This is a genomic window from Mangrovimonas sp. TPBH4, assembly GCF_001280505.1.
Lineage (GTDB): Bacteria > Bacteroidota > Bacteroidia > Flavobacteriales > Flavobacteriaceae > Mangrovimonas_A.
The window spans coordinates 117,884-144,151 of the sequence record NZ_LBIO01000039.1 but is presented as its reverse complement, the minus strand read 5'-3'; the positions used below and the strand labels follow the sequence as shown (position 1 = coordinate 144,151).

At 40.2% G+C, this 26,268-nt stretch carries 21 protein-coding genes; 4 read left to right on the top strand and 17 right to left on the bottom strand.

The genetic code is table 11. The annotated features are described in order from the left end of the window. Positions 1-4: 4 nt before the first annotated feature. The 5 genes from ZA05_RS03855 to ZA05_RS03835 form a co-directional block, all read right to left on the bottom strand. Complete coding sequence (locus ZA05_RS03855) at positions 5-1,180, bottom strand: LETM1-related biofilm-associated protein (RefSeq protein WP_053990362.1); 1,176 nt, start codon at positions 1,178-1,180, stop codon at positions 5-7. A gap of 108 nt (positions 1,181-1,288) precedes the next feature. Then, positions 1,289-2,281 (bottom strand): glycoside hydrolase family 43 protein, encoded by a 993-nt coding sequence (locus ZA05_RS03850; protein WP_053990361.1) that lies wholly within the window; start codon positions 2,279-2,281, stop codon positions 1,289-1,291. Further along, positions 2,274-3,428, bottom strand: a complete 1,155-nt coding sequence (locus tag ZA05_RS03845; RefSeq protein WP_053990360.1) for an endo-1,4-beta-xylanase — start codon at positions 3,426-3,428, stop codon at positions 2,274-2,276. The genes ZA05_RS03850 and ZA05_RS03845 overlap by 8 nt, the downstream gene beginning before the upstream one ends. A gap of 19 nt (positions 3,429-3,447) precedes the next feature. Beyond that, entirely contained in the window at positions 3,448-4,902 is a 1,455-nt protein-coding gene (locus ZA05_RS03840) for an MFS transporter (protein WP_053990359.1), read from the bottom strand. 316 nt (positions 4,903-5,218) lie between these two features. Then, complete coding sequence (locus tag ZA05_RS03835; protein ID WP_053990358.1) at positions 5,219-5,827, bottom strand: superoxide dismutase family protein; 609 nt, start codon at positions 5,825-5,827, stop codon at positions 5,219-5,221. A gap of 199 nt (positions 5,828-6,026) precedes the next feature. Between ZA05_RS03835 and ZA05_RS03830 the strand changes: the two genes are divergently transcribed. Then, a complete protein-coding gene (locus tag ZA05_RS03830; RefSeq protein WP_053990357.1) occupies positions 6,027-6,860 on the top strand; it encodes a universal stress protein in 834 nt (277 codons plus the stop codon). A 53-nt stretch (positions 6,861-6,913) separates the two neighbouring features. On the opposite strand, the gene ZA05_RS03825 is transcribed toward ZA05_RS03830, so the two are convergent. From ZA05_RS03825 to ZA05_RS03790, 8 genes are all read right to left on the bottom strand, one after another. Continuing rightward, positions 6,914-7,615 carry a sulfite exporter TauE/SafE family protein gene (locus tag ZA05_RS03825; protein ID WP_053990356.1) on the bottom strand — a complete coding sequence of 234 codons (702 nt, stop codon included), beginning with the start codon at positions 7,613-7,615 and terminating at the stop codon, positions 6,914-6,916. 2 nt (positions 7,616-7,617) lie between these two features. Beyond that, on the bottom strand, positions 7,618-8,061 hold the full coding sequence (locus ZA05_RS03820) for a FixH family protein (protein ID WP_053990355.1): 444 nt from the start codon (positions 8,059-8,061) through the stop codon (positions 7,618-7,620). Positions 8,062-8,079: 18 nt separating this feature from the next. After that, the gene (ccoG, locus tag ZA05_RS03815) at positions 8,080-9,504 is read right to left on the bottom strand and encodes a cytochrome c oxidase accessory protein CcoG (RefSeq protein ID WP_053990354.1); all 1,425 of its coding nucleotides are present in this window, start codon (positions 9,502-9,504) and stop codon (positions 8,080-8,082) included. A gap of 8 nt (positions 9,505-9,512) precedes the next feature. After that, complete coding sequence (locus ZA05_RS03810) at positions 9,513-10,490, bottom strand: cbb3-type cytochrome c oxidase N-terminal domain-containing protein (protein WP_053990353.1); 978 nt, start codon at positions 10,488-10,490, stop codon at positions 9,513-9,515. Positions 10,491-10,492: 2 nt separating this feature from the next. Then, positions 10,493-10,672: a cytochrome c oxidase subunit IV gene (locus ZA05_RS03805; protein WP_053990352.1), complete on the bottom strand. Its 180-nt coding sequence runs from the start codon at positions 10,670-10,672 to the stop codon at positions 10,493-10,495. A gap of 6 nt (positions 10,673-10,678) precedes the next feature. After that, the gene (gene ccoN / locus ZA05_RS03800) at positions 10,679-12,868 is read right to left on the bottom strand and encodes a cytochrome-c oxidase, cbb3-type subunit I (protein ID WP_053990351.1); all 2,190 of its coding nucleotides are present in this window, start codon (positions 12,866-12,868) and stop codon (positions 10,679-10,681) included. 3 nt (positions 12,869-12,871) lie between these two features. Beyond that, positions 12,872-13,060: a cbb3-type cytochrome oxidase assembly protein CcoS gene (gene ccoS, locus ZA05_RS03795; protein WP_053990350.1), complete on the bottom strand. Its 189-nt coding sequence runs from the start codon at positions 13,058-13,060 to the stop codon at positions 12,872-12,874. A gap of 63 nt (positions 13,061-13,123) precedes the next feature. Then, a complete protein-coding gene (locus ZA05_RS03790) occupies positions 13,124-15,496 on the bottom strand; it encodes a heavy metal translocating P-type ATPase metal-binding domain-containing protein (RefSeq protein WP_053990349.1) in 2,373 nt (790 codons plus the stop codon). Between the two features lie 232 nt (positions 15,497-15,728). On the opposite strand from ZA05_RS03790, the gene ZA05_RS03785 reads away from it, so the two are divergent. Beyond that, the gene (locus ZA05_RS03785; protein ID WP_053990348.1) at positions 15,729-16,856 is read left to right on the top strand and encodes a VWA domain-containing protein; all 1,128 of its coding nucleotides are present in this window, start codon (positions 15,729-15,731) and stop codon (positions 16,854-16,856) included. Positions 16,857-16,895: 39 nt separating this feature from the next. Continuing rightward, positions 16,896-18,362 carry a sigma 54-interacting transcriptional regulator gene (locus tag ZA05_RS03780; RefSeq protein WP_053990347.1) on the top strand — a complete coding sequence of 489 codons (1,467 nt, stop codon included), beginning with the start codon at positions 16,896-16,898 and terminating at the stop codon, positions 18,360-18,362. On the opposite strand, the gene ZA05_RS03775 is transcribed toward ZA05_RS03780, so the two are convergent. Together ZA05_RS03775 and ZA05_RS03770 are read right to left on the bottom strand one after the other, a co-directional pair. Then, the gene (locus ZA05_RS03775) at positions 18,359-18,934 is read right to left on the bottom strand and encodes a YdeI family protein (RefSeq protein ID WP_053990346.1); all 576 of its coding nucleotides are present in this window, start codon (positions 18,932-18,934) and stop codon (positions 18,359-18,361) included. The two genes, ZA05_RS03780 and ZA05_RS03775, sit on opposite strands and share 4 nt — an antisense overlap. Before the next feature lie 11 nt (positions 18,935-18,945). Then, the gene (locus tag ZA05_RS03770; RefSeq protein WP_053990345.1) at positions 18,946-21,156 is read right to left on the bottom strand and encodes a bifunctional alpha,alpha-trehalose-phosphate synthase (UDP-forming)/trehalose-phosphatase; all 2,211 of its coding nucleotides are present in this window, start codon (positions 21,154-21,156) and stop codon (positions 18,946-18,948) included. A gap of 92 nt (positions 21,157-21,248) precedes the next feature. Here ZA05_RS03770 and ZA05_RS03765 point away from each other — a divergent pair, with 92 nt between their 5' ends. After that, positions 21,249-23,048, top strand: coding sequence for a glycoside hydrolase family 15 protein (locus ZA05_RS03765; protein WP_053990344.1), 1,800 nt, complete (start codon positions 21,249-21,251; stop codon positions 23,046-23,048). A 3-nt stretch (positions 23,049-23,051) separates the two neighbouring features. Here ZA05_RS03765 and ZA05_RS18160 read toward each other — a convergent pair whose 3' ends face one another. After that, positions 23,052-24,326 carry a DUF6265 family protein gene (locus ZA05_RS18160; protein ID WP_053990343.1) on the bottom strand — a complete coding sequence of 425 codons (1,275 nt, stop codon included), beginning with the start codon at positions 24,324-24,326 and terminating at the stop codon, positions 23,052-23,054. Positions 24,327-24,438: 112 nt separating this feature from the next. Continuing rightward, positions 24,439-26,241, bottom strand: a complete 1,803-nt coding sequence (locus ZA05_RS03755) for an acyl-CoA dehydrogenase family protein (protein ID WP_053990342.1) — start codon at positions 26,239-26,241, stop codon at positions 24,439-24,441. Between the last annotated feature and the right edge of the window lie 27 nt (positions 26,242-26,268).

Sequence of the window (26,268 nt, the reverse complement as noted above, 5' to 3'; positions counted from 1 at the left end):
ATCTTTATTCATCTTCCAGTCTATTGTCATCAAAAGCTGAAGGGAGCATTTTTGGGATGAATTTTATAAAAATGGGCAAGAGGAGCATGCCCCCGGGCAGCAAAAAGATGGCCAAACTAGGGATGGTTTTAATGATGTCCAATAGTTGATCGGTTACCTTTTTTTGTTCCTCATCGGTAAGTGGCCTTGTCGTAGATTTTGTAAGTAGGACCATCAATTCCTTGCTCTGTTTCAATTCCTTTAACAAGCGTTTGCTGTTACGTTTTATGAGCTTGCTTACCATTCTGCTAGAATTGTCGTAAAAGCTCTGCACCATGTTTTTGGAATTCAATAGGGCTATTTTGTCTTTGTTGGTTTTGTAAAACAAATCAATATCCATAACGGATTGCTGGATGACCTCATCCGGTAGTTGTAGATCCTTTCCAAAACGTTTTAAAAACTTTTGTTCTTCGGTATCAATAATTTTGTCGCTCCAAAAGGCCATACATACTACATCAGTGATATAGAATTTGGCAAGCGGGGCTTCCATGCAGTTGATGACATCTTCGTAACTCAAAGATTCCTTGTTTTGGTATCTCAAGGAAGCCATGAGCAATTTTATCAAGCTTTTGTCGTACTGTGATTTTTCGGCTTTATAATCAAATACAGTCACCACAATGGTTTCTATGCAAGCTTCCATTTGCTGGATATAAGCTTCTGTGATGGTGTGTGTACCTAGGTACTTTTGATAGGCCAAAACATCCACAAACAGCAGGGCATTGGTAATAAAATAATTGAAGTTTTTGGTGATGATATTGTCATCGATATGCACGCGCTTGTCAATGATGCTCTCCAGAAGTTCCGAAGCGGTCTTTTCTCCCAATAAATCTTCAAAAAAGGAACTTTTGTAGGCTGCAATGGTATTGTAAAACGCCACCACACTGTCCAAAAAGTTTTGAGGCTCTTTTTGAAGGTGGTGCACATAATAAAAGGCCAGTAGCAGATTGACTTTTCCAAGTTCTTCGTGGGAGAAATCTCTGTTGGCAACGCCATCGAGGACTACTTCTACATTACTACCATAAATAAATCCGCAGTGTTTTAGAGACTCATAAAACTGATAGTCGCCATGGTGGAGAAAGGTTTCATTTTTGGAAACTTCCTTAAGACATTTTTTGATCCAACCATTGGCAGACGGGTTCATAGGCTTTTTTGAAAAATTAGGATGTAAAGATACTTTTTAATCTTAAACCCTAAGTTACTTCAAAACCAAATTAGCTTATGCTGTCTTACTTTTCTGAAATGAAAGGAATTATTCCATCATACCATCAAGAGTTTCTATAGTGCCATCTGGTCTGTGTTGCAATTCCACCATTTTGATACTCCTTAAGTGGGTAACACCATCCGATAATTTACTGTCATGATGGAACAGATACCATTTGTTTTCAAACTTACAGATGCTATGATGTGTTGTCCAACCAACCACAGGTGTTAAAATGACGCCGGCATACGTAAAAGGACCGTAAGGATTGTCACCAATGGCGTAGCACAACATGTGGGTGTCTCCTGTGGAATAGGAGAAATAATATTTCCCTTCATGATAGTGCATCCAAGCGGCTTCGAAAAATCTACGGTTATGGTCGCCGGCTTTTATGGGCTCTCCAAATTTGTCCAAGATGAGTAAATCCTTAGGCATTTCGGCAAATTCCAAAAGGTCATCGGTTAGTTTGGCAACTTTTGGGCAGAGGGCCGGTTCATGATCTTGCGGAATATGAGCAAAAGGGCTTTCCGGTTCATCGGCATTAAAATGCTCGGTTCTCCAACGCTGCAATTGCCCGCCCCAAAGGCCTCCAAAATACATGTAGTGTTCACCATCGACATCTTTAAACACAGCAGGATCAATAGAAAAACTACCTTTTATAGCTTCAGGTTGAGGTGTAAAAGGTCCCGTTGGAGAATCGCTCACAGCTACACCAATCCTAAAAATTCCTTCACGATCTTTTGCGGGGAAATAAAGGTAATAGGTCCCGTCTTTTTCGGCTGCATCGGGTGCCCACATTTGTTTTTCTGCCCATTGCACATCGTTCACGTGTAAAGCAATTCCGTGATCCACAGCCTCACTATCCGGTGTGTCCATTGAAAATACATGGTAATCTTCCATATCGAAGTGGCTCCCCAAATCGTCAAAGGCTTCACCGGCATCAATATCGTGAGATGGATAGATGTATAGTTTACTGTTGAATACATGGGCCGATGGATCGGCAGTATAGATATGTTTTACGAGATGTCTGGCTATTTTATTCATGAGTCGCGGTGTTTGTTGTGTTGGCCTGTTCGATAAGGTCGGTTACAATTGGTTTTGCATTATTGTTTCTGTCGAATAACAGAGGGTAATCGGTTCTACCGGGAATCGGAAAGTCATTTTTCCAAGAGTTTCCGTCGTTGACACCCCAAGTAGTTACCCTTGTGATGCTATTGCTGTGTTTCTTCCAAATATCAAATACTTTTTGGAATCGTTGTCTTTGGGCCATAGCCATGGAGTCTGTTAATCCAGCTTTAAACGGGTCCATTTTTTCCATATAGGCAGCACGTTCAGATATGTCTGCAGTCATTTGTCTGTTGGGCCATTTTAGCACCGAAAGATCAAATTCGGTAATCATTACGGTACCCAATTTTGAAAAGGCTTCAATACTTTCTTCGTATACCTTTAAATCGGGGTTGTCCATAGAAACGTGGCTTTGCATGCCTATGCCGGTCACTTTAATCCCTTTATCCTGAATGGATTTTACCAAATTGATGGCGCCTTGGCGTTTTTCAGGACTGGAAAGATTGTAGTCGTTGTAATATAGTTCGGCCTCTGGATCTATTTTTTCTGCAATACCAAACATAATCTCTACCCAATCCGGACCAATGATGGTATAAAATTTGCTCTCTCGCATCGTGCCATCTTCATTAAGGGCTTCGTTAACAACGTCCCAACCTTTTACTTTGCCTTTGTAGCGGGTCATGACAGTGGTAATATGGTCTGTCATACGGGCAATCAATTCTTCCCTAGTGACATCGTTCCCTTGGTCGTCTACAAACAGCCATGGAGGTGTTTGCGAATGCCAGGCCAAGGTATGCCCTGTGATAAACATGTTGTTCTTCACTCCGAAGTTGACAAAGGCATCGGCATCCTCCCAAAAATAGGTGTCCTTTTCAGGGTGAATCAAGCCTGATTTCATACAATTTTCGGCAACTATGGCATTGAAATGGGTTTTGATCACACTATCCGTAGATACATCCCGTCCATGAATTTGGTTGACGTTAAGCGCCGTTCCTATATAGAAATCATTTGTAAAGGCTTCTTTTAGGGATGTGATTTCTGGATTGTTTTCCACCTTGCTTGGCTGTGCTTCTTTTGATTTACAAGCCACAATCAAAAAGGAAAAAATGAGATATTTTAGTTTCATATCAAAGAATTTTCAAGATTTACATGCGTCGAGCTTTTAGGTCGTTTTCAATTTGATTTTCCATTTGCTTATTGATAACATAGAAAAATAAGATACTAGCACCAATTAAAAATGGAATGGCAGGATAAATACTTACCAACATTTTTGCTCCTTGAGCTACACTTTCGGGCTGAATGATTTCTTGACCTTCGGAAACCATATCCTTGGCAATGTAGCCGTAGCGTCCCAAGATCCAAGTTACCAAAGCGCCTCCAATGCTTAAGCCTGCTTTAAGGCCTACCATCATGGCGGAAAATATGATGGCAGTGGCTCGTCTATTGGTACGCCATTCCGAGTAATCGGCTACATCTGCAATCATAGCCCAAAGAATTGGGATGGTGACTCCGTAGAAAAAGCCATGGAGGATTTGTGACCAAAACATCAATCCAACGCTTTTGGGTTGAAAAAAGTAAAAGGCAATGATAAATAGGGTAGAGATGAATAGGGCAATGCCAAATACATCACGTTTACCATACTTGTCTGCCAATTTTTTGGAAATGGTAATCCCTATAATCATGAAGATAATCCCGCCAGCATTAAACAGTCCAAAACCAGCCGACACAGGGTCTGAACCAAAGAAGTTAATCCCCATGTTAGACATGCTGTCTAAAATAGGACTGATATATTCGGTCAAGGCTGCTTGGTCTACATAGTTATTGAAATAGTAGACATAGGAGCCTCCTTTCATGGCAAGGGTAATAAAAATCAAAATGGTTAAGGACAGCATGATCACCCAAGGTCTGTTTTTAAACAAATCGGATAAGTCTTCCTTTAAGCTTGATTGCTGTTCAGGTTTAGGAACAATGCGTTCTTTGGTAGAGGCAAAAGTAATGAGCAACATCACCGTTCCAATAATGGCTAACCATGTCATAACGGTTTCAATACCGGCAGCCTTGTCACCATCTCCGGCATACATTATAATTGGCAGCATCAACACTTGCACGAAAAATTGGGCAAACATTACGGCAACAAAACGGTATGCAGACATACTGTTGCGCTCTTTCATATCGCCGGTTATCACGCCACTCAAGGCAGAATAAGGCAGGTTGTTGGCGGCGTATAATAAAAGGAGTAGGGTATAAGTTACTACGGCCCAAATGACTTTGCCTTTATATGAAAAGTCAGGTGTTGTAAAGGCCAAAAGTGCTATCACTCCCAAGGGGATGGCAGTATAAAGGATCCAAGGTCTAAATTTCCCCCAACGGGATTGGGTTCTATCGGCAAGCACCCCAATAATAGGGTTGAAGACAAAAGCGGCCACAAGGCCAACGGTGAGCATGATTACCGAAGCATGGTTGTTGTCCAAGCCATAAATGTCGGTATAGAAAAAAGCCAAGTAAGTAATTAGGGTTTGAAATACAAGATTGGCGGCCAAATCTCCCAAGGCGTAGCCAACCTTTTCCATTACGGAGAGTTGTTGTGAATCTGAAGTCATCTACAAGTAGTTTAATTATGGGTTAGAAGTTAGTTTTTGTGGATTATTACCTCAGCGAATCCATCTGTTTCTGCCTTTTCAATTTTCGGCTTGCAGAAATAATCTCTTTTGCAATCTACAAAAAATATGGGCTATTTTTAAGGAAAAATGCAATCGATTGTGAAAGAGTTTATGGATAATTGATTTTGCTAGTGAAATAGGGGGCTTCGGAAGGTTTTAGATGGGGTTGAAAGCATAAAAAAAGATGCCCGAAAACGAGCATCTTTTTATTGTAGGTTTTAAGAGAGGTCTTACTTCTCTTTTTAGCATGTTAATCTTATTCAATAATACCTCCACAGCTTACGCGAGTACCGGCATCACCCGATGGTTGTGAGGTGAAATCATCGGTTCCTTCATGTACAATAACTGCTTTACCCAAAATATCCTTAGAAGGGTCTCCACAGCCAATACACCACTCATCGGTATTAAAGGTAATCGAGCCATGCCCTTTGGCGTCCGCAGTAAAATTGCCAATATCTCCTTTGTGGTACCCGTCGTTGCTGCCCCATTTTCCATGAGGTTGTGCCGTTGGGTTCCAATGCCCTCCGCTAGATTTACCATCCTCGGACGAGCAATCTGCTTTTTCATGCAAGTGGATAGCATGGCTGCCTTCACTCAATCCATCAAATACGGCTACCATTGACACAATACCATCGGTTTCTTTAAAAAGGACATTTCCAGAAACGTTGCTATTGCTTTTGGGCTCCAATCTAACCTTTATTTTTTTGGTTTCAACGGGATTGTTGTCCATCTCTTTTTTCTCTGGCGTTGCTACGGTTTCAGTACTTTCTGGTTCGGAACCTTCGCTAGGTTTTTTATGGTCGCTTTTACATCCCAAAAAAAGGCCAAATGCCAATAATGGAACTATTAAAATTGATTTTTTCATTGCTAATTTGGTTTGAAATTCACGGAAAGTTAAGGATTAAATGAAGAAAACTAAAATTTATTTTAAAGGTTGAAAGGCATTAATTTGATTCAGAATAAATAAGATTTTAGATGTTAATTTCATGATGAATGTACGTAAAAGCTGAATAAAAATCGTAATTTTATCCTTGGAAAAAACATAACCTAAACTACTTATTACAATGAAAAAAATTATTGTTCCCGTTGACTTCTCTGAATATTCAGAATATGCCTTGGAAGCAGCGGCAGCCATAGCCAAAGAGCACGATAGTGAATTAATGGTAATGCACATGCTTGAAATATCCGATGCCGTTTTGAATACGGGAGATCTAGAGCAGGGAGAGAAGGCTGTATTCCTATTAAAGATTGCCGAGCAAAAATTTGAAACCTTTTTAGACAAGCCTTATTTGGAAGGTTTGACTGTAACCCCTGTAGTGAAGCATTTTAAAGTGTTTAGCGAATTGGCAGAGGTAGCAGCCAACCATAGCGTGGATTTAATTGTTATGGGGTCTCAAGGTGCTAGTGGATTCTCTGAGATTTTTGTAGGATCGAATACTGAAAAGGTAGTAAGACATTCTGAAGTCCCTGTATTGGTGGTGAAAGAAAAATTGTCTAGCGTAGAATTTAACAACGTTGTATTTGCCAATGATTTCTCAGGAAAATCTATGAAAGCTTATAAAAAAGCAATGACGCTTTTTAAAAGCATGAATGTAACACCTCACGTACTTTATGTGAACTTGCCTTCAGATCACTTTAGAAACTCTGATGAAATTGATGAAAAGATCACGACTTTCTTGACCAAAGCCGATGGCAATTTGGATAATAAGGACAACGTTACGGTTGTTAATGATTATACAGTGGAAGGTGGAGTTTTCAATTACGCCAATAAAATCGATGCTGATTTAATTGCGGTTGCCACGCATGGTAGAACAGGCTTTTTGCATTTCTTTGAAGGAAGTATTTCTGAAGATATCGCCAACCATGCTTCTTTGCCAGTGTTGACTTTTAAAATGTAAATTTTAAGTGATAAGAAAAATTAAGGGTTGGAACGTTCCAACCCTTTTTTAATTTAATGGCATTCTATTTGGCTACTGGCCATTGGAGTAGATGGTGCAGGGGAAAGGTAAGGGATGCCCAAGCCCAAGCCACGAACAATGAACAAGAGGCCTATAATTACTACAAATACTGGGATCGCTTTTTGAATGCGCTGTTTTACTGCCGAACTAAGGAACTTACCTAAATAAATGGCTGAGGTCATTAGAGGGACCGTCCCCAATCCAAAAAGGGCCATATACAAACTGCCTTCAAGCATGTTTTGATTGGCTATAGCTCCAAATACAGCCATATAGACCAAACCACATGGAAGGAACCCATTTAAAAAACCAATGGTTAAAAAGGTATCGGGGGTTCTTTTTTGTAATGCTTTGCCCAGGCGCTGTTTTATTTTTGAAATCAATTTAAAAATAGGGGCAGTTAAGCGTGAGGCATTGTATTTCCCTTGTGGAAGAAGGATGGCCAAAATCATAAGGATCCCAATGGCAATTGATAGTTGTTGCTGGATTCCAAATAGGTAAAGACTTTTGCCAATAAGTCCAAAAACAAAGCCCATTATGCTATAGGCAAAGATTCGCCCCAAGTGGTAGATGGCAATTTGCCCAATTTTCTTTGTGTTGTTAGAACGGTCTACAGGTAACATAAAGGCAATAGGTCCGCACATGCCCACGCAATGCAAACTTCCCAATAATCCTAATATAAACGCTGTCCAAAGCATTTCTAGTAAACGATATCCTGTTTGTATAAATACGAATTGTCTTCGTATGTCCAATCTACTCTAATATTCCAACGGCCTTCCAAAAGGCGATCGCTTGGAATTAAAAAACTGTGATCGGTTAACTTGATAGGTGCTTTATAGTCCAAATGTTTATTGGATGGACGATACAGTTCAATGTTTCCTGCTATTTTTTGAGTCTGCAAGTTTTCAGGAAAACTAATCAGCATCCCGCTATCTGTTTTTTTCCAACTCAAGTTTTGTTCCAGATTTTTGGCATTGTTCAGTTTATCAATGTCATTTTGAAACTGCAGTTCCTGTTGGTAATAATCGTCTGTTACCAAATGGTGGTCGTTCCTATCCTTATTCATCATGACCACAAAATAGAGTATAAAGCTTATAAAGGCGATAAACGCAACTACAATTCCAGTGCCCCAATTAAATTTCATAGCTCAATCAATTTTAAATTATTTATAACTTCTAGGGCCTAAAAAATTAACCGTTGTGGTTTCAATCAATTCGTCATTGCTATACACATCAATGGTTAATTTATTTTTGTCCCCTTTTAAATCTCCTTGTTTGATTTCGATAAACAATGTCCCTTCAGAAAGTCCTTGTCCGGGAACATCAAATTTATCGTTTGCCGACACCAAATTAATGATGCCTTCGTAATTTCTTAGTTTAAAACTAATATTGTCAATATCCTTGGATGTTTTGTTTACCAATTTATAGGTGAAAACATTACTAATGATATTGTTGTCCTTATGTTCGTAAAGTTGACCAGGCAATCTCAAAATTGTAGCTTCTACATCACTGCGCAATGCCAGAAGACCTATCAAGAATCCTATCAATATGGTGAGCACGGCAATATAGCCTTTCATGCGTAGGGTGAGTTTGAATTTTTGTTTTTTCTCAATTTCATCCTCACTTGCATAGCGAATCAAGCCTTTTGGAAGGTTGATGCTTTCCATGATATGATCGCATTCGTCAATACAGGCGGTGCAGTTAACGCATTCCAATTGTGTGCCATTTCTAATGTCAATACCCGTAGGACATACATTTACACATTGAAAACAATCGATGCAATCTCCGTGTCCCAATGCTTGGCGATCTTCATTTTTTCTGAATTTTTTACGGCCATTTTCGCCTTCACCACGTTTGTGGTCATAGGCTACTACAATAGATTTGGTGTCCAAAAGTACGCCTTGCAATCTACCATAAGGACAGGCGATGATACATACCTGCTCCCTAAACCAAGCAAATACAAAATAGAACACACCCGTAAAAATGAGCAGCGGGAACAAGGTGCCCAAATGCTCGAAAGGCCCATCCATAATATTAGAAAAGAGCTTGTCACCACCAATAAGATAAGCTAAAAATACATTGGCAATTAGAAAGGAAATTAATAAAAAGATGCTCCATTTTAAAGTGCGTTTTCTAATTTTTTCTGCATTCCAAGCTTGTTTGTCCAAGCGTATTTGCTTACCGCGATCGCCGTCAATCCAGTATTCAATGCGGCGGAAGACCATTTCCATGAAAATGGTCTGCGGACAAATCCACCCGCAAAAAATACGTCCGAAACCTACTGTGAACAAGGTAATAAACAAGATGCCAATCACCATTGCAATCACAAACAAATAGAAATCCTGTGGCCAAAATGGAAACCCGAAAATATTGAAGCGCCTTTCAATTACGTTGAACAGTAAAAACTGGTTGCCATTTATTTTTACGAAAGGCGCCAAGATTAAAAAGGCCAACAAGCCATAGCTTACCAACTTTCGTTTGTCGTAGTAGGGGCCGCTAGGCTTTTTTGGGTATACCCAGGCGCGTTTTCCTTCTTTGGTTACAGTGCCAATAGAATCTCTAAATGTTTCTTGTTCCGGAGTATCCATAGTTTAGGTTATTGCACTGAGGCAGTCGTGGTGGAGTCTACCACTGTTTCCACTTCAGTCTCGTCTGGGGTTGCTGGTGCTTCAGGGGTTTCGGTTGGAGCTGTTTCTCCTTCAGGCATCCATAAGTCTCCCTGAGCTTCTTTAGGCTCTGCAGGTGTCGTGCCTTGGAATTGCAGTACGTAGCTGGCTACCTGTGCAATTTGGGAAGGTTTTAAACTTTGTTTCCAGGCAATCATCCCTTTTCCGTTACGACCTCCTTCAGAAATAGTATGGAATACATTTTTGATACCACCACCCAAAATCCAATAATTATCGGTTAAGTTTGGTCCAATACCACCGCCACCATCGGCTTTGTGACAGGCCACACAATTGGTGTCAAAAATAACCTTTCCGGCACTAAGGTCTTTGGCATCCGTAAGAATTTCAACCGTATTGGCATCTACCAAATCTTTAGCCGTTTTCTTGTACTCTTCAATGGCTGCTTTAGCTTCGGCATATTCTGTCTTAAGCTCGTCGTATTGTCCATCGGCATTGAACACTTCATATTTTATCAAATACACAAAGGCAAAAATAATGGTTGCATAGAAGCCATATAACCACCATGGCGGTAAATCGTTGTCAAGCTCCTTAATGCCATCGTAGTTGTGGTCCAAGATAATTTCGTGTTCCAATTCTATAGGTTTGGAACCTAAAAGTTTAAGGTAAGTACGTTTAACCCAGACCACAAATTTTGAATCTTTGGCTTGGGCAGCATCATAACGCTTTTTGCCTTCTTCGTCCAAACTTTGATAAAGGATGTTGTTCATAGAACTAACAATACCTTCTATACCAATTAGCAATAGCAGTACAAAAATGACGAATAGCAATAATGCTGGTTGTTCCAAAATGGCAGGTTTGCCATGGGAGTCTATATTATATTCTATGAGTCCTACTATGAAAAAGAATATTAGTGGTACTCGTATCCAGGAGGGCGTGAATTTTCTCATGATTAATCGATGTTTTGGTTGTCAAATGGAAGGTTGCTCATTCTTGAGATGTACTCTTTTTTGGCGGTGAATACCCACCAAAAAAGGAGTACAAAAAAGATGAAAAATATCAGTAGTGAAATGATGGGATAGACTTCAATCCCATCAATACTGTCCATGTGGTGTTTTATAAATTTTAACATAAGGCCTTAGTTTGAACTAGATGACACATCTTGTTTTACTTTAATATCTGTACCTAAACGTTGTAGGTAGGCTATAAGGGCCACAATTTCACGATTGCGCATTTCTACAAAGTCAGCGCCTCCAGATTTTTTATCGGCTTCATAGCTGTCGGCAAAGTCTGGATCGGAATATAGGTTCTTTTCAATTTGGATTCCTTGCTCTAACATGTGCTGTTGGGCATTGGCAATGTCCTCATCGGTATAAGGCACGCCAAGTTTCACCATGGTACGCATTTTAGCTTCTGTTTGCGACTTGTCCAATTCATCTCTAATCAACCAAGGGTATCTTGGCATGATGGATCCTGATGAGGTGCTCTGTGGGTCGTACATATGGTTTAAGTGCCAGTTGTCGGAATATTTTTGACCCAAGCGGTGTAAGTCTGGCCCTGTACGTTTACTTCCCCATAAGAATGGATGATCGTATACAAATTCGCCAGCTTTAGAGTATTCTCCATAGCGTTCTACCTCACTTCTAAACGGACGTACCATTTGAGAGTGACAGCTCACGCAGCCTTCACGGATGTAGATATCGCGACCCTCCAATTCCAAAGGTGTGTAAGGTTGAATACTACTAATGGTTGGGATATTGGATTTTACCATAATGGTAGGCACAATCTGCACAATTCCACCGATAAGGATGGCAATAGTAGCGTAGATGGTCAATTTAACAGGTTTACGCTCCAACCAAGTGTGGTAACCTTCGCCTGCTACGCGGTGCTTAGCGACTGGTTGAAGTGCTGGCGCTTCGGCTAACTCATCAGTTACAGAAGCATTGGATGTTCTAATAGTGGCAATGATGTTGTATACCAAAATCAAGATGCCGATTACATACATGGTTCCTCCAATGGCACGCATTAAGTACATTGGCATAATTTCGGTCACGGTTTCCAAGAAGTTACCATATACTAAGGTACCATCTGGGTTGAATTGTTTCCACATACTTGCTTGGGTAAATCCAGCCACATACATTGGAAGGGCATAGATGATGATTCCCAAGGTTCCAATCCAGAAGTGGAAATTGGCCAAACCAACAGAATATAATTTGGTTTTATACAAACGTGGAATCAGCCAGTAAATCATTCCGTAGGCCATAAAACCATTCCAAGCCAAAGCTCCTACGTGTACGTGAGCAATGATCCAATCGGTAAAGTGGGCAATAGCATTTACACTTTTTAAAGATAGGGTTGGCCCTTCAAAGGTTGCCATTCCATAACCGGTAATGGCTACCACCATAAATTTCAATACGGGGTCTATACGCACTTTATCCCAAGCACCTCTTAAGGTAAGAAGTCCGTTGATCATCCCTCCCCAAGAAGGCATGATTAGCATTACTGAAAAGGCAACCCCAAGGTTTTGTGCCCATTCAGGAAGGGCAGTATATAGCAAGTGGTGAGGTCCGGCCCAGATATAAATGAAAATTAAGGACCAGAAGTGGATGATAGATAAACGGTATGAGTAAATTGGTCTGTCCGCAGCTTTTGGAACGAAATAATACATCAGTCCCAAAAACGGGGTGGTTAAAAAGAAGGCCACCGCATTGTGCCCGTACCACCATTGTACCAAGGCATCTTGTACGCCGGCATATACCGAGTAACTTTTTAGACCGCTCACTGGTAATTCCAAACTGTTGAAGATATGCAGTACGGCAACCGTAACAAAAGTGGCTAAGTAAAACCAAATGGCTACGTACATATGGCGCTGTCTACGTTTTAAAATGGTTCCGATAAGGTTCCATCCAAACACCACCCATACTACGGCAATGGCAATATCTATAGGCCATTCAAGTTCAGCATATTCTTTGGAAGTGGTGAACCCTAAAGGCAATGAAACGGCGGCTGAAACGATAATTAACTGCCATCCCCAAAAGTTGATGTTACTTAGGGTATCACTGAACATTCTGGCCTTAAGGAGTCGTTGCGAGGAGTAGTAAACCCCGGCAAAGATGGCGTTTCCTACAAAGGCGAAAATAACGGCATTGGTATGCAGCGGACGTAAACGTCCAAAACTTAGCCATGAAATGCCATCGGTTAGGTTTGGGAAAATAAACATGAACGCCAGCAGGAGTCCTACGAGCATTCCAACAACACCCCAAAGCATGGTTGCTGTGAGGAATTTTTTAACGATTTTATTATCGTAATAAAATTGTTCTACTTCCATAATTTAATTGGTCTTTTTTTGTTTAACTGAAGGTTTTTGTACATCTTTTACAAGCTCGTCTTCAAAGAGCATGCGTATGGAGGGTGTATAGCTATCGTCGTATTGCCCTTTTCTTACGGCCATGATAAAGGCGAAGAAAAACACAACAGCAACCACTATGCTGATACTTAATAATAGGTATAAAACACTCATAGCGTGTTGAATTGATACTTAAATTTAGGGTTTAATTTGTTTAATTTCATAATCCTGTAATTTTTAATTTAGTTTTTTGCCCAACAAATTGGTAGCAATAGTGGTGAATACCACAATGCTAATAGAACTCAGGGGCATTAGGATAGCTGCAATAACGGGCGATAGTTGCCCGGTCACCGCAAAAAAGAGTCCTATAAGATTGTATACCAAGGATAGCATAAAGCTCCACTTGATGATTTGAATAGCTTTTTTAGAGGTTTGAATGTACTGGTACAAAGAGGTGAACTTTGAGGCGTCCAAAATGGCATCGCAGGCAGGTGAGAACACATTTACATTTTCTGAAATGGCAATCCCTACATTGCTTTGTGCCAAGGCTCCGGCATCATTCAAACCATCTCCAACCATCAATACATTGGCACCTTCGCTTTGATGGTGTTTGATATATTCCAGTTTATCGTCTGGTTTTTGGTTGAAGATCAATTTTGTTTTAGCAGGCAATAGTTTTTTGAGATTGTCGCTTTCGCCATCGTTATCGCCAGAAAGTATAACTAAATCGTTGTCCTTTTTTAAAAGGTTAAAAAGTTGAGTAAGCCCTTTTCGATAATTATTGTAAAAGGTGTATTTGCCCTTGTACACATTGTTGGTACTAATGTGTACGCTAGTTTCCAAAACGGGAGAACTTTCAGTTTTTCCAACAAAATTGGCGGAACCTATTTTAATAAGGTCGCTTTTAAAACTTCCTTGAATGCCCTGTCCTGGATGTTCTTCAAAATGGCCTAACGGAAGAATGTTGTGTTCCTTTAAAAGGTCATACAGATTACGGCTTAAAGGGTGGTTGGAGTTACGAACCGTACTCTTTAAAAGGTCTTCCTCTTGATTGGTCAATGGCATCCCATCATACACAGCTTGGGTGTGCTTGCCGGAAGTGATGGTGCCTGTTTTGTCAAAAATAATCAGGTTGATATCAGCCAACTGCTCAATCACTGAAGCATTTTTGAGATAGAATTTATGTTTGCCAAAAATTCGTAAAATATTGCCTAAGGTAAAAGGGGCGGCCAAAGCAATGGCGCAAGGGCAGGCAATGATGAGTACTGCCGTAAAAACATTCATGGCTTTGCTAGGGTTGACGACTAACCAAATCACGGTAGCAATAAGGGCAATGCTTAATACGGCAATGGTAAAATGTTTACTTATAGTATTGGTTAATGTGGTAAAGCGGTGCTCTTTTTCTTGTTGGAACACCTCGTTGCTCCATAATTGGGTAAGGTAACTTTGTTCCACCGGCTTTACGGCTTCCATTTCAATGATACCGGAGGTCTGCTTCCCTCCAGCAAAAAGTTTGTCACCCGAAACCTTTTTTACTTTTTTGGATTCTCCCGTTACAAAACTATAGTCAATGGCGGCAGCTCCTTTCAATAAAATGCCATCTACGGGAATTAACTCCTCATTTCTTATGAGTAGGCGGTCTCCTTTTTTAATGTCGTAAACCTGAATGTTACTTTCCTTTCCATTTTCCAATTTGGTTACCGCAATAGGGAAATAAGATTTGTAGTCGCGTTCAAAAGAAAGGAAGGAGTAAGTTTTTTGTTGAAAAAACTTTCCGACTAGTAAAAAGAACACCAGTCCGGTTAAACTGTCGAAAAAGCCACTTCCCAAATCAAAGATGATTTCAATGGTACTTCTTAAAAAAAGCACTGCAATTCCCAAGGCAATGGGCACATCGATATTCAATAGTTTGGATCGTAATCCTTTATAGGCCGAAATAAAATAGTCCTGAGCCGCATAGAACACCACCGGAAGGGAGAAGGCAAACATCAACCATCTAAAGACTACTTTGTACTGTTCCAACCAATATTCTCCAACCTCAAAATACTCAGGAAATGATAGAAACATCACATTTCCAAAGGCAAAACCGGCAATTCCCAATTTATAGATCAAGGAACGGTCTGTCTGCTTTTTATTGTTTTTAAAATCGTCAAGACTTATATAAGGTTCGTAACCAATACTACTTAACAGCAAGACGAGCTCCTTCAGCGAACAGGAGTCGCTATTATAGGTAACGGTTACGGTCTTTTTACCAAAATTAACCTGCGAACTGTTTATGCTCCTGTTCAGCTTGTTGAGGTTTTCCAAAATCCAAATACAGGAACTGCAGTGAATATGCGGAATATATAAAGTGGTAATCTGAACATCTCCATCGTTAAAATCGGTAAGCTCATCAATAATGGATGCTTCCGTAAGGAAATCGTATTTGTGTTGCTGGATTTTTGGAGTAGCCCCTGGAGCCGATTGGAAATCGTAGTAACAGGTCAAGCCATTATCCGAGAAAATCTCATAAACGGTCTTACACCCATTGCAACAGAATACTTTTTCGTCCAAAGTAATCGTGTTGGAATTGCAATAATCGCCACAATGATAGCAGGTTAGGCCCTCCATGAATTTTTGTTTAATCTGTTAAACAAAGGTTAAAAGATAAGGAAAAATATAATATGATAATTATCAGCTTTGAATTGGGAAATGCTGGGTTTGTCTGTAATGTGTTGTTTGTTAGTTCTTTACATGTGTGTTTTTTCGGTTAATGCTATGCTTGAGGTTTTTTTATTAGTGTATAAGAAGCTCTCTGTCAACATTCGGATGGCATGCCAAAAAGTTGTAATTTTATAGGGCTATGAAAACAAACAGATACATTTTTAAGGGATTTGTTTTTACAAGTTATGAGGCGCAAGAGCAATCTATTTTTGAGAAGCTATTGGAGATCTTTATGGAATTGATTACCCATACCTCAGGTGATTTTGATGAAGCCATTGACTGGTTGAAACAGTTGGATAAGGAATACAATCTCACAACGGAAGATTACACCATAGACGATTTTATTGAAGACCTCAAAAAGAAAGGCTATATCCGTGAAGAAATTCGTCCCGACGGCGAAGGTGGTATGGGCATTACTTCCAAAACAGAGCGCGCCATAAGGAAGGCGGCCTTGGATCAAATTTTTGGAAAGATCAAACGTAGTGGGCAGGGCAACCATAGAAGTAAAAGTCCGGGAATTGGCGATGAGCATACGGGTGATTATAGGGAGTATCAGTTTGGAGATGCTTTGGACCGTGTATCCATGACCGAAAGTTTAAAAAATGCACAAATCAATCATGGCCTTGGTAATTTCAGTTTGTCTGAGGACGATTTGGTGGTTGAGGAGACTTTGCATAAATCGCAAATGAGTACGGTTTTGATGATTGATATCAGTCATAGTATGATTTTATATGGAGAAGATCGAATTACCCCCGCCAAAAAAGTAGCCATGGCCTTGGCGGAATTAATTACCACTAGGTACCCTAAGGACACCTTGGATATTTTGGCCTTCGGCAATGACGCTTGGCAAATTGAAATCAAGGATTTACCTTATTTACAAGTTGGCCCCTACCATACCAATACCGTGGCAGGCTTGCAATTGGCCATGGATTTACTCAGAAGAAAGCGTAATACCAACAAGCAAATCTTTATGATCACCGATGGCAAACCTAGCTGTTTGATATTGCCCAATGGCGAATATTACAAAAACAGTTACGGCTTGGATGAGGTTATCGTGAACAAATGCTATGCCATGGCGCAGCAGGCTAGGAGGCTGCATATTCCCATCACCACATTTATGATTGCCCAGGATAACTATTTAATGCAATTTGTACGGGAGTTTACCTATGCCAACCAAGGAAAGGCTTTTTACACAGGACTAAAAGGTTTGGGAGAAATGATTTTTGAGGATTACGAAACCAATAGAAAAAAACGCATTAGAGGGTAGCAGGCCCTTTTTGATAAAACAAAACGAGACAATACACCTATGGATATATCAACCATTACCACGTTGGGAGCTCTAAAAAAGGCAGGATACAACTACCAATCCATTAAAGAGGAGCTAAGGAATAATTTAATTGAAAAGCTGAAAAGGGAGGAGGACACTTTTGAAGGAGTTCATGGGTATGAACATACCGTAATCCCTGAGTTGGAACGGGCTATTTTATCAAGACATAACATTAATTTGTTGGGTTTGAGAGGACAGGCTAAAACTAGGCTGGCGCGCTTGATGGTAAATTTATTGGATGAATACATTCCAGTGGTTGAAGGTTCCGAAATTAATGACGATCCACAACGGCCTTTGTCTAGATATGCCACAGAACTTATTGCCGACAAAGGTGATGAGACACCTATTGTTTGGTTGCATCGCAGTGAGCGCTTTGCCGAAAAATTGGCCACTCCCGATGTTACGGTTGCCGATATTATTGGTGATGTAGACCCCATAAAAGCGGCCAATCTTAAATTGAGTTATGCTGATGATCGTGTGATTCATTACGGCATGATTCCTAGGGCCAATCGCTGTATTTTTGTAATCAATGAGTTGCCCGATCTTCAGGCGAGAATCCAGGTGGCGCTCTTCAATATCCTACAGGAAGGGGATATTCAAATACGCGGGTTTAAATTGCGCTTGCCTTTGGATATTCAATTTGTCTTTACGGCCAACCCAGAAGATTATACCAATAGGGGCAGTATCGTTACCCCACTAAAAGACCGCATCGGTTCTCAGATTTTGACTCATTATCCCCAAGATTTGGAAACGGCAAAACTAATTACCCAACAGGAAGCCAAATTGGATGCAAGACAAGCTGAAAAAATTTCAGTCCCCGAATTGGCCAAGGACCTGTTGGAACAAGTGGCCTTTGCTGCTAGGGAAAGTGAGCTGATAGATGCCAAAAGTGGAGTGAGCGCAAGGTTAGGAATCACGGCATATGAGAACTTGTTGAGTACTGCCGAGCGTCGTGCCCTGCAATGTGAGGATGCAACTACAACAGTTCGTATGGGAGATTTTATGGGGATAATTCCATCCATTACGGGAAAGGTGGAATTGGTGTATGAAGGGGAGCAGGAAGGAGCTTCGGTAGTGGCCTACAATTTAATAGGTGATGCCGTGAAATCTTTGTTTGTTGAGATATTTCCAAAGATTGAAAAATTGAAAAAGGAAACAGATGTCACCCCATACGATGATATTGTATCCTGGTTTTTTAATCAAAAAGAAGGGTTTGAATTACTGGATGATGTGCCAGATAGGGATTATAAGGAGCTGTTGGATAGTATAGGGCCTTTGGAAAGCCTATTGGATCAATATGTCCCAGATTTGGAACCCTCCGAAAAGTACTTTGTAAAGGAATTTGTGTTATGGGCCTTGGTGGAATTTAAACAGTTGAGCAAATTTCGTTTTACCGAGGGTATACAGTTTAAGGATCCCTATGGCAGTTTTTTTGGAAGCATTTAATAGCCTCCACGACTTTTGATATTGTCATTACAAAGTTGTACAATTTCTAAAATGCGTTTGGTTCTGGTAGCTTCCCGCTTGGCTTGATTTAGCCAATATAAATAACTCTTTCTATAGGAAGGCGCAAAGTTTTGGTAATTTTCAAAAGCTTTGGGATTTTGGTCGAAGGCTCGCTGCAGATCATCTGGAATGATGCCATTTTCCACATCATCCAATGCAGTCCAACTGCCATTATCCTTGGCAATTTCTATGGTTTTCAGGCCACTATCATGCATCATGTTGGCGTCCAAAAGTTCTTGAATATAGCGTTTGTTCAAAGCACTCCAGACACTTTTGGGGTTTCTAGGAGTGAAATATTGCCGCCGCTTGCCATCTCCAAGACTTTTTACTGTGGAATCAATCCACCCAAAACAAAGTGCCACTTTAACGGCTTCTTCCCAACGCATACTTTCGTTATCATGGGAAACTTTATAAAAAATGAGGTAAACACCCGTGTATTCACTATGGTTGGTCATTAGCCATTCCCGCCATTCAATATGGGACTTAAAATATAATTCCGGTATGTTGGACATGCCTAAAGGCTTTAACTATTGACAAAGTTTTCAAGCAATTGCCGAACCTCTGAAGTGTCCTTGATATAGTATTTGGCCTTGGTGTTTTTGGACGCTACTTTAACGGTATAAGCCGATTTTGGTAGTTCTTCAAACATATATTCATCGGTCCAATCATCACCAATGGCGAAAATAAAATCATAGGTATCCTCTGGTAGAAGTCTTAAGCAGGCACGTCCCTTATTCACGTTACTGCTTTTTATTTCTATTACTTTATTTCCTGAAAGCACACTAAGGTTGTCGTTGGAGATCAATCCTGTGAGCACGGTATTCAATTCAATGGTTCTAATTTGTGCCAATTCGGGATCGGCTTTTCGGTAATGCCAAGCTAAGGAGTATTGTTTGGTTTCTATAAAAGTACCAGGGGTTCGGTCTACAAAGGTTTCTAAAATAGGCCTTACATTTTCCATCCAATCATTTTTGAGGTGCTCTAAGGCTTCCCAATTCCTATCGGGGCGTTTTAACCAAACCCCATGATCTGTAATCAGGTTGTAATTTTTGCTGCCAAACCATCCGTTGAAAGTATCCTGATCCCTACCACTTATGATGACTACATCGGTATTTTCTTGTGTGCTAAGTTTATCTAAAAGAGTATACAGTTCTTCATCTGGACTGGCATCTTTAGGGTTGTCTTTAAAACCTACCAGGGTGCCATCATAATCCAAGAACAAAAGTTTCTTTTTAGCTTTTTTATACTCCGTAAACATGTCTTTTTGAACGGCATCGTCCAGACGTTTGGCCACGGCCACCGACTCAGTTTCTTTGGTAGCGTTAAGGGATTTCATAAACTCATCAGCCCATTTTTCAACGGTGTAACGCTTCAATCGTTTTTGAAGAATTTTAATGCGTTTTTGTTGTTCTTCCAAAGGCATTTCCAAAGCCTGTTTTAGGGTGTTGGCAATGTCCTCGAAGTTATTTGGATTGATGAGCAGTGCTTCGTTCATTTCTTTGGAAGCTCCTGCCATTTCGCTTAAAATTAATACCCCATCATTATTGACTCTAGTAGCAACATATTCCTTAGCGACCAAATTCATACCATCCCTTAATGGAGTAATGATGGCTACATCCGAGGAGGTGTAGAGATCAATTAAATTTTCAAAGGGCATAGCTCTGTAAAAGTACCAAATTGGGGTCCAGCTTACAGTAGAAAATTCACCATTGATGCGGCCTACTAGCTCATCGGTTTCCCGTTTTAGGCGTTGGTATTGTGGGACGTTGGATCGGGATGGAACCGCCAACATGATCAATCTTACTTTTTCTTTAAATTCAGGGTATTTGTTAAGAAAATATTCAAAAGCACGTAATCTATTTGGGATGCCCTTGGTGTAATCCAAACGGTCTATGGAAAGAATCATTTTTGCATTGCTGGTAGATTCTATGTGGTCATCCAAGCGGCGTTGCAATTCCGATTTTTCGTTTGGCCCCATTTGGTTGTGCCTAAGGGCTGCCTCATGAAATTTGGCATAGTCAATTCCCATAGGGAAGGAGTCTACTTTTACAGTGCGATCGCCATATGTAATTTTATTAAACTTAACATCCAAACGTAATATGCGTTTTACCGAACTTAAAAAATGGCGTTCGTAATCGTAGGTATGGAAACCTAAAAGGTCGGCACCTAACATACCTGTTAAAAGTTCCTCACGCCATGGAAAGGTTCTGAATATTTCATATGAAGGATAGGGGATATGCAAAAAGAACCCTATGGTCGTGTTGGGCTTTTTATCCCTAATGAGTTCTGGCAACAGTAGTAGTTGGTAATCGTGCACCCAAACTGTATCGCCGTCTTCAAGGTTTTCCACAACGACATCGGCAAATTTTTGGTTCACCTCTATGTAAGAGTCCCATTGGTCTTTTTCAAATTCGGTGTATTCCATGAAGTAGTGAAAAAGGGGCCAAAGGGTTTTGTTGCTAAATCCATAATAGAAATTTTCCACATCTTGTTCGGTCAGGGGAACGGCCACACACTTTTCCTTTTTGATGGCACTGTCCACCTCTTTGGATAGGTCTTCGTCCAACTCCTCTTCTGTCAATCCAGACCATCCTATCCAGATTCCGTTGCCATCTGCGTGAACCGATTTCATTCCAGTGGCAAGGCCCCCAACGCTAGGGACGATATTCAAGGAATTCTGTTCTATTTTAACCTGCAATGGTAGTCTATTGGATACGATGATGGTTTTACTCATGAAATTTGTTTTATAAAATTGTTTATACTGTGAATTTTGTTAATTTAATGAAAAATTGAACGTTTTCCATATCAAAAAAGAAAAAAGAATTAATGAATAATTTAGACTACGGTATCATTGGTAATTGCAGAAGTGCTGCATTGATCTCAAAAACAGGGGCTATAGAGTGGTGTTGCCTTCCAGAATTTGATTCCTCTTCGGTATTTGCAAAATTATTGGACGAAAATATAGGGGGGAGTTTTGAGATTTTGGTGGATGAAGATTATAGTATTACACAAGAATATATTGAGAACACCACCATTTTGGTGACCCGGTTTAGCAAGGGCAAAGATGTATTTGAAGTGCATGATTTTATGCCACGTTATTACAAGGCTAATGGTGGCTATCAAGCGCCCCCAGAACTCATTCGTTATTTTCATTATGTTTCCGGGAAACCAACTTTTAGGGTACATTATAATCCAAAGTTGGAATATGCCAAAGGAGTTACAGAAATATTCGTAAAGGAACATTTTATAGTAAGCTTGACCCATGGGGATAGCTTTGATACTTTGTTCTTATATTCCAATTTCGACAAAGAAAAAATCGTCAATGGAGATCCCATTGAGTTGACCAAAGACGGTTATTTTTTGGTGGGCTACAATGAAAAGGTTTTTGAAACTACCGTAGAGAGCGTGTATCTAGAACACCAACGCACCAAGGTATATTGGTTGAACTGGATGGACCGTACTCCAAAATATAAGCGCTACCAAAAACAGATTGCCAGAAGTGCCTTGACTTTAAAATTACTTACTTATGACAAAACAGGAGCGGTATTGGCTGCGGCAACTACTTCCTTACCAGAAACGATTGGAGAGGTGCGCAATTGGGACTATCGTTTTTGTTGGATTAGGGATGCCTCCATGGTGATTAAAGTGGTCTCTCAGTTGGGACATAAAAACATTGCTAAACGCTATCTTAAGTTTATCATGGATTTGATTCCGGATAAGGATGAGAAACTCCAGATTATGTATGGGATCAATAAAGAAAAGCGCCTAAGCGAAACCACTTTGGACCATTTGAGTGGTTACCAAAATTCCAGTCCTGTAAGGGTGGGTAATGCTGCGTACAAGCAAAAGCAGAATGACATTTACGGTATTTTGATGGATGTGATTCATCAGCAGTTTATTAACTTTTCCTTGGATATCGAGCATACCGAAGAGATTTGGACCATTACCAAAGGCATTGTTTGGGTGGTTAATAAACACTGGAAAGAAGCCGATAAAGGTATTTGGGAATTTAGAACTGAGGACAGGCATTTTACCTTTTCCAAAGTGCTGTGTTGGGTGGCCGTAGACAAGGCCATCAAGGTGGCCGAAATATTGAATAAGCAGGGGAAAGTCACCAAATGGAAACAAATAGCGGCAGAGATCAAGCAGGACATCATGGATAAGGCTTGGAGTGAAGAAGCCAAGGCTTTTACACAATCTTATGGTTCTTACGATCTGGATGCTTCCGTGTTGTTGATGGAGCCCTATGGTTTTATTGATGCTCGAGATCCTAAATACATCAGTACCGTGAATGCTATAGAGCGCGATTTAAGTAATGACGGACTGTTGTATCGCTATAAAAACAGGGATGATTTTGGTTTGCCGTCGTCATCCTTTACCATTTGTACCTTTTGGTTCATCAACAGTTTGTACAAAATAGGAGAGGTTCAAAAGGCAAAGCAATGGTTTGATAGATTACTTTCCTATAGCAATCACTTAGGTTTGTTTAGTGAGGATATCGATTTTAAAACCAAACGTTTGTTGGGTAATTTCCCTCAGGCCTATTCGCATTTGGCCTTGATAGAAACCGCCATCAACTTGTCAAATGTCACCGATGATGAGCGCGTATTGGATAAGATGCGTTAAGCCTTAGTTGGATTTTTTATAGTAGAATTTCACAATTTCCACTTCACCAGATTTGTTGTGGATATCAACATAGACATTCATTTCAGTGTCGCTAATTTTTTCAAAGGTCATCCCTTCAAAAATAACTTTTGTAGGGGTGATTTCTTTTAATGGAAAATCTACTGTTTCGTCTTTGTCTTCCCAGCCGGTCAAATCACTATTAAAATGTTTTAGTTGAAGAATCAGGGTATTATTGACTTCGCGGATGATTTCAATTTCATAAAAAGAGACTTTACCATCGTTGATAAGCTTGAAAGTGGCCATCATGGAGCCTCCCGAAGGTTCGCTCCAGTTTTCTTCCGTTTGTCCTCCAAAGGCTTCACCTTTCCAATTACCGGATATCCACGCAATATTATCTAGTTTGGGTTCTAAAAGTGAGGCTGCATTTTCTGCAACAAGCGCTAGTTTTGTACCGTCTGGACTAACCGCCATTCTGGTAATGTTGTGAAGGTTTAACTCTTTTAAACTTGCAATTTGAACCCATTCTTTTCCTTGTTTAGGATTTAGATGATAGATGTCCTCGTTTTTGGCCATTAGGATACTACCATCTTCTAACCAAACAAGATCTTCACTGTTGGGAAGAGTTTGGGCAATAAGAGAGGATTTGTTTGTTTTTGGATTAAACGAACGGATTTCCCATTGCGGCTTTTCTTTGGAAACATAACTTATTAAATTGGAGTTGGGAATGTTGAGTAGGGAACGTCCAATATTCCTTTGGATGGTATCTGCTTTGTGATGTTTTAGGTTGTATTCCACCAACGAAAGCATGTCTGGTTCCAAAACGGCCAAAAACAAGGTGTTTTTGTCTTTCCATGCATGATAGCCAATCAGTAAATTATCTATAAGAATTTCCGAGGAGTCATCATTCAAATTGTAACTATACAGTTTTTGGCTGTTATCCAATCCCAAATTTATTGCAGAAAAGGCCTTTTGACCAGGGATTTTAATGGGGGAGTATTCACTGCCTTCGGTGTTACAAAGCCAAGTTGTCTCACCTGTTTTCAAATTGTATTGGGCTATATCGGTCTGCCCATTTCTAGTGGAAGAAAATACAAGGATATTATTATCTAAAAATGACGGTTGGTTGTCATAACCTTCTTTATTGGAAATATTTTGGATATTGGATAATTCCAATTTACCCGAGGAATGGTTAAGATCAAATAGAAATACATCTGTGTTGGGTTGGGCTATAATGTTTAGACTGAAACAAGCTATAAATACAATTAAAAATGGTTTCATAGTTTATGATATTGGAATTTTAAAGATAGGTAAATTAAAAAAGCCAATTCAAATTAATGAATTGGCTTTTCTGCTTCTGTAAACTTAAAATTTTGAATTAGTCAGAACATATTTAGAAGCAGTATTTATTTTCGGCAGTTACCTTTTCGGCAATACTATTGCGTAAGGCAACAATGTCTGGGTAGTTTGTGTATTTGGTGAAACGTTTCAGTCCCATTAACATCATGCGTTGCTCATCTCCTTGGGCAAAGGAGATAATGCCTTCACGTCCATTTTGCTCTATCGTAGTTACGGCGTGGTACAAATACAGTTTGGCCATGGCAATTTGTGAAGCTTGGGCTTCTTCACCAAAGCGTTTGGCATTTTTCTCAGCTCTTAAAATAGCCGATTCCGCCATATAGATTTCAATTAAAATATCAGATGCCGCCAACAGCAATTGTTGATGGGCTTCCAAGTCTGGCCCAAATTTTTGAACCGCAGCTCCAGCAACCATCAAGAACACCTTTTTCAGTTTGGCAATCATAGCCTTTTCTTCTGAAAGCAATTTTGAATAATCTGGGGTGTCAAACGAAGGAATACCCATAAGTTCCTCTTGAACCTTCATGGCAGGTCCTAATAAGTCCACGTGGCCTTTCATGGCTTTTTTGATCAGCATACCTACCGATAGCATTCGGTTGATTTCGTTGGTTCCTTCATAAATACGGGCAATACGGGCATCTCTCCAAGCAGCTTCCATTGGGGTGTCTTTAGAGAATCCCATACCTCCAAAAATTTGGATTCCTTCATCGGCACAATTTTGTACATCTTCCGATACGGAAACCTTCAAAATAGAACATTCTATGGCATATTCCTCGACACCTTTAAGCTCGGCTTCTTGGTGGGAATTCCCGGCTTCCATTCTTAAGGCTATACGATCCTCAATATTTTTAGCAGCTCGGTAACAGGCCGATTCCCCTACATAGGCATTGGTGGCCATTTCTGCTATTTTCAATTTAATAGCGCCAAAATTAGCAATAGGTGTTTTGAACTGCTTACGCTCGGTGGCATATTGTACTGCAGTGGTAGTAATGCGTCGCTGTGAATCCAAACAAGCGGCAGCCAATTTAATACGACCTATGTTTAGGGCATTCATAGCGATTTTAAAACCTTCCCCACGTCCAGCAAGCATATTTTCTACAGGCACTACCGTATCACTAAAAAATACTTGACGTGTAGAAGAAGCGTGGATGCCCAATTTGTGCTCTTCTTCCCCAAGGGAGATTCCATTATTAGGGTCGTTTTCAACAATAAATCCAGTGATGTATTTGTCATCCTCTATACGTGCAAATACAATGAACATATTACAGAAACCGGCATTTGAGATCCACATTTTTTGTCCGTTGATCTTATAGCTTTTCCCGTCTTCTGAAAGTTGGGCCGTCGTTTTTCCAGAATTAGCATCACTACCAGCCCCAGGTTCTGTAAGCGCATAGGCGCCAAACCATTCCCCTGTAGCCAACCTAGGAACATATTTTTGTTTTTGTTCTTCGGTTCCATAAAGCGTGATAGGCATGGTACCTATCCCAGTATGAGCTCCAAATGCTGTACTGAAAGATCCGGTTCCACTGGAAATATAATCGCAGGTTAGCATGGTAGAGACAAAGCCCATACCAAGTCCGCCATATTCCTCAGGAACGGCCACCCCTAAAAAGCCAAGTTCTCCAGCTTTTTTCATTACCTCTTCGGTTAAGGCGTAATCCTTGGCCTCAAAACGAGGTTTGTTCGGGATGATTTCACGGTCGTTGAATTCCATAACCGCTTCCTTCATCATTAGTTGTTCCTCTGAAAAATCTTCAGGAGTAAACACGTCGTCACAGTTGGTTTCCTTAACCAAAAACTGTCCGCCTCTTAAAATATCTTTTTCTGTAGTTTCCATATGTTTAAAGATTTTAGTAGTTAGTAT

What these genes read in the sequence shown, in the direction of transcription:
- ZA05_RS03855 (WP_053990362.1), bottom strand. Translation starts at nt 1,180, where the DNA reads ATGAACCCGTCTGCCAATGGTTGGATCAAAAAATGTCTTAAGGAAGTT.
- ZA05_RS03850 (WP_053990361.1), bottom strand. Translation starts at nt 2,281, where the DNA reads ATGAATAAAATAGCCAGACATCTCGTAAAACATATCTATACTGCCGAT.
- ZA05_RS03845 (WP_053990360.1), bottom strand. Translation starts at nt 3,428, where the DNA reads ATGAAACTAAAATATCTCATTTTTTCCTTTTTGATTGTGGCTTGTAAA.
- ZA05_RS03840 (WP_053990359.1), bottom strand. Translation starts at nt 4,902, where the DNA reads ATGACTTCAGATTCACAACAACTCTCCGTAATGGAAAAGGTTGGCTAC.
- ZA05_RS03835 (WP_053990358.1), bottom strand. Translation starts at nt 5,827, where the DNA reads ATGAAAAAATCAATTTTAATAGTTCCATTATTGGCATTTGGCCTTTTT.
- ZA05_RS03830 (WP_053990357.1), top strand. Translation starts at nt 6,027, where the DNA reads ATGAAAAAAATTATTGTTCCCGTTGACTTCTCTGAATATTCAGAATAT.
- ZA05_RS03825 (WP_053990356.1), bottom strand. Translation starts at nt 7,615, where the DNA reads ATGCTTTGGACAGCGTTTATATTAGGATTATTGGGAAGTTTGCATTGC.
- ZA05_RS03820 (WP_053990355.1), bottom strand. Translation starts at nt 8,061, where the DNA reads ATGAAATTTAATTGGGGCACTGGAATTGTAGTTGCGTTTATCGCCTTT.
- ccoG (WP_053990354.1), bottom strand. Translation starts at nt 9,504, where the DNA reads ATGGATACTCCGGAACAAGAAACATTTAGAGATTCTATTGGCACTGTA.
- ZA05_RS03810 (WP_053990353.1), bottom strand. Translation starts at nt 10,490, where the DNA reads ATGAGAAAATTCACGCCCTCCTGGATACGAGTACCACTAATATTCTTT.
- ZA05_RS03805 (WP_053990352.1), bottom strand. Translation starts at nt 10,672, where the DNA reads ATGTTAAAATTTATAAAACACCACATGGACAGTATTGATGGGATTGAA.
- ccoN (WP_053990351.1), bottom strand. Translation starts at nt 12,868, where the DNA reads ATGGAAGTAGAACAATTTTATTACGATAATAAAATCGTTAAAAAATTC.
- ccoS (WP_053990350.1), bottom strand. Translation starts at nt 13,060, where the DNA reads ATGAGTGTTTTATACCTATTATTAAGTATCAGCATAGTGGTTGCTGTT.
- ZA05_RS03790 (WP_053990349.1), bottom strand. Translation starts at nt 15,496, where the DNA reads ATGGAGGGCCTAACCTGCTATCATTGTGGCGATTATTGCAATTCCAAC.
- ZA05_RS03785 (WP_053990348.1), top strand. Translation starts at nt 15,729, where the DNA reads ATGAAAACAAACAGATACATTTTTAAGGGATTTGTTTTTACAAGTTAT.
- ZA05_RS03780 (WP_053990347.1), top strand. Translation starts at nt 16,896, where the DNA reads ATGGATATATCAACCATTACCACGTTGGGAGCTCTAAAAAAGGCAGGA.
- ZA05_RS03775 (WP_053990346.1), bottom strand. Translation starts at nt 18,934, where the DNA reads ATGTCCAACATACCGGAATTATATTTTAAGTCCCATATTGAATGGCGG.
- ZA05_RS03770 (WP_053990345.1), bottom strand. Translation starts at nt 21,156, where the DNA reads ATGAGTAAAACCATCATCGTATCCAATAGACTACCATTGCAGGTTAAA.
- ZA05_RS03765 (WP_053990344.1), top strand. Translation starts at nt 21,249, where the DNA reads ATGAATAATTTAGACTACGGTATCATTGGTAATTGCAGAAGTGCTGCA.
- ZA05_RS18160 (WP_053990343.1), bottom strand. Translation starts at nt 24,326, where the DNA reads ATGAAACCATTTTTAATTGTATTTATAGCTTGTTTCAGTCTAAACATT.
- ZA05_RS03755 (WP_053990342.1), bottom strand. Translation starts at nt 26,241, where the DNA reads ATGGAAACTACAGAAAAAGATATTTTAAGAGGCGGACAGTTTTTGGTT.